Origin of the sequence: Bacillus sp. S4 (genome assembly GCF_040838205.1) — a bacterium.
GTDB lineage: Bacteria > Bacillota > Bacilli > Bacillales > Bacillaceae_G > Bacillus_A > Bacillus_A cereus_U.
In genome coordinates this window covers 1-3,399 of sequence record NZ_JBFPJI010000332.1, presented here as the reverse complement: position 1 = coordinate 3,399, position 3,399 = coordinate 1, and the positions used below count along the sequence as shown (strand labels likewise).

Genomic DNA, 3,399 nt, shown 5'->3' with positions numbered 1-3,399 from the left:
TAGTTATTTTATATTTTTGTTTATCAACAATCAATTTTATAATATGAGTGTGAAAAGAAACATTATAAAAAGTTAAATGAGGTGGATGATTTTTGGATATTCAAAAATATTTAGAACATATTCAATCTGAAAAAAGAGAGGTAAGTTTCTCTTACTTATCTCATCTTCAAAAACAACATGTACTCAACGTTCATTTTGAGAATCTTGATATTCTGGCAAGAAAACCGCTATCTTTGCGTGAAGAAGATTTGTATCAAAAAATTGTTCATGCGAAACAGGGTGGCGTGTGCTACGAGTTAAACGGAATATTTTATTTTCTGCTAAAAGAATTAGGTTTTGACCCGTATCTTATGGCAGGAACTGTATATGTAAGAGAAGGAATTTGGGCTCTTGAAAATGCTCACTTATTCATAATCGTACCAATTGATAATAAAGAATACTTGGTGGATGTAGGTATGGGCGGTAATTCGCCACGAATTCCTGTTCCGCTGAATGGAGAGGAAGTTGTAGATAGTGATGGCCTTTACCGAGTAAATAAAGATGAAACAACATCGTTTTATTATTTGCAAAAAAAGACTGATGATGAATGGGAGATTCTATATCGATTTGAGCAGCCTTCCCATAAATGGAACTTGGAGAACATTCATCCAATCTGTGTCTTAACTGAAACAGCTCCAGAATCAATGTTCAACAAGATGTATTTCCTTTCAAGAGTGACAGAAAATGGGCGTATCACTTTGTTAGGAGACACGCTAATTATGGTTGATGGAAAAGAAAAAACAAAAGAAAAACTAGAAAAACATGAGATTGAAGAAACTGTTCGTCGCTATTTTCAAATCCAAATGTAGTGGGGAAACTTTAGGGAGGGTTAATATATAACTTTAGATCTACAAGTTAAACTGTTTATTGCACAGTGGGAAATAAACGGATAAGAACTTAGAAAAGCAAAGGGTGTATCGAAGGTATTACAAGTTTCGAATTGTTTAAAAGATGTATTTGTGAAAAAATAGAAGGACCGCACGTTATAAGTGGGCACATTTATTTGAATACGATAAGTAATATATATAAATGAAGCCTAATTTCTCATTGATATAAATGAGGGATTAGGCTTTTTTAGATTTGCTCACTTTTTTAGTTTCATAGACGGATAACTTGAATAATTATTTGATAATGGTTATCATTTAGAGAGTCTTTTAATTTGGAAAAGGGAGGAAAGATATGTTACGTAAATTTTTTTCTTACTATAAACCGTATAAAGGTTTATTCATACTTGATTTTTCCTGTGCAGTTATCGCAGGCTTACTCGAACTTGGTTTCCCGCTTATCGTAAATCAATTTATTGATAAGTTATTACCAGGACAAAACTGGACGCTTATTTTATGGGCTTGTTTCGGTTTATTCGCAGTTTATGTGTTAAATGCAGGTTTGCAATATGTCGTTACGTATTGGGGGCATATGCTTGGTATTAACATTGAAACAGATATGAGACAGAAATTATTTGATCACATTCAAAAGCTATCATTCAGATTTTTTGATAATAATAAAACAGGTCATTTAATTTCACGTCTTACAAACGATTTAATGGAAATTGGGGAAATTGCTCACCACGGACCAGAAGATTTATTCATTGCCATTATGACTTTAGTCGGAGCATTTTCATTTATGATGATGATTAACTGGAAGTTAGCACTTCTAACATTCTTCGTAATCCCGTTCTTATTATGGTTGGCACTTTACTTCAACAAAAAAATGACAGGTACGTTTAGACGTTTATTCTCAGACGTTGCTGATTTCAATGCATGTATTGAGAACAATGTTGGTGGTATCCGCGTTGTACAAGCATTCGGAAATGAAAAGTTTGAGAAAGAGCAATTTGCTGTAAACAATGCTCGTTTCCGTACAACAAAATTAATGGCGTATAAAATTATGGCGTTAAATTCATCTATTAGTTATATGCTGATGCGTCTTGTAACACTCTTTGTATTAATATGTGGTACATGGTTCGTACTGCAAGGTGAATTAACGTACGGTGGATTTATTGGATTCGTTTTGTTAACGAACATTTTCTTCCGCCCAATTGAAAAAATTAATGCGGTTATTGAAAGTTATCCGAAAGGAATCGCTGGTTTTAAAAGATATGTAGAACTTCTGGAAACAGAGCCAGATATTGTAGATTCTAAAGATGCAATAGAAGTTAAACATGTACACGGCGATATTCAATACAGTAACATCACGTTCGGATATGAAAATAAAGAGCCGATTTTAAACGATATTAGTTTGAAAATACATGCAGGTGAAACAGTTGCTTTCGTTGGACCATCAGGGGCAGGGAAAACAACACTATGTAGTTTATTACCGCGTTTTTATGAACACTCATCTGGATCGATTCAAATTGATGGCATTGACACGAAAGAGATGACGTTATCGTCACTTCGTAAGCAAATCGGAATTGTGCAGCAAGATGTTTTCTTATTCTCAGGAACAATTCGTGAAAATATCGCTTACGGAAACTTAAAAGCTTCAGAATCTGAAATTTGGCAGGCGGTAAAACGTGCCCAGTTGGAGGACTTAATTTACTCGCAACCAGACGGTTTAGATACAGTTATTGGTGAGCGTGGTGTGAAACTTTCAGGAGGACAAAAGCAGCGCTTAGCAATTGCCCGTATGTTCTTGAAAAACCCACCAATTTTAATTTTAGATGAAGCAACTTCTGCGCTAGACACAGAGACGGAACTTGCTATCCAAAAATCACTTGCTGAACTATCTGTCGGTCGTACAACGTTAGTTATCGCTCACAGGCTAGCAACTATTAAAAATGCGGATCGCATCGTCGTTGTAAATAAAGATGGTATTGCAGAACAAGGTTCACATGCTGAATTAATTGAGCGTGGCGGAGGGTATAGTAGGTTATACGAAGCACAGTTTAGTTCGTAAATATAATTTCTGCTGAATTAGTGCACCATAAGTAAGTGGAAATCTTATATGGGAGGCTATAAAGCATGATTGTAACAACAACTTCTACAATTCAAGGAAAAGAGATTACTGACTATATTGATATCGTCAATGGCGAAGCAATTATGGGGGCGAATATCGTGCGTGACCTTTTCGCTTCTGTCCGCGACGTGGTCGGTGGCCGTGCAGGCGCTTACGAAAGTAAATTGAAAGAAGCACGCGACATTGCAATGGAAGAGATGAAAACTCTCGCAAGACAAAAAAATGCGAATGCCATTGTCGGTATCGATGTGGACTACGAAGTAGTTCGCGAAGGGATGCTAATGGTTGCTGTGAGCGGGACTGCTGTCCGTATATAAAGTGAAACTTTAATCAGTGGGGGTTTTGTTCATCCCCCACTGATTATTAGCCTTCACCAATCGGGCGTTTACTGCCCACAAATAGCGG

3 protein-coding genes are annotated in these 3,399 nt (G+C 36.3%); all 3 read left to right on the top strand.

Annotation, left to right across the window (positions count from 1 at the left end; translation table 11 throughout):
* The first annotated feature begins 92 nt into the window (after window positions 1-92).
* The 3 genes from AB3X48_RS19505 (at window position 93) to AB3X48_RS19495 (ending at window position 3,311) form a co-directional block, all read left to right on the top strand.
* On the top strand, window positions 93-848 hold the full coding sequence (locus AB3X48_RS19505) for an arylamine N-acetyltransferase family protein (RefSeq protein WP_016106620.1): 756 nt from the start codon (window positions 93-95) through the stop codon (window positions 846-848).
* A 370-nt stretch (window positions 849-1,218) separates the two neighbouring features.
* Window positions 1,219-2,934 carry an ABC transporter ATP-binding protein gene (locus AB3X48_RS19500; protein ID WP_016106619.1) on the top strand — a complete coding sequence of 572 codons (1,716 nt, stop codon included), beginning with the start codon at window positions 1,219-1,221 and terminating at the stop codon, window positions 2,932-2,934.
* Between the two features lie 65 nt (window positions 2,935-2,999).
* Entirely contained in the window at window positions 3,000-3,311 is a 312-nt protein-coding gene (locus AB3X48_RS19495) for a YbjQ family protein (RefSeq protein ID WP_002159883.1), read from the top strand.
* Window positions 3,312-3,399 lie beyond the last annotated feature (88 nt).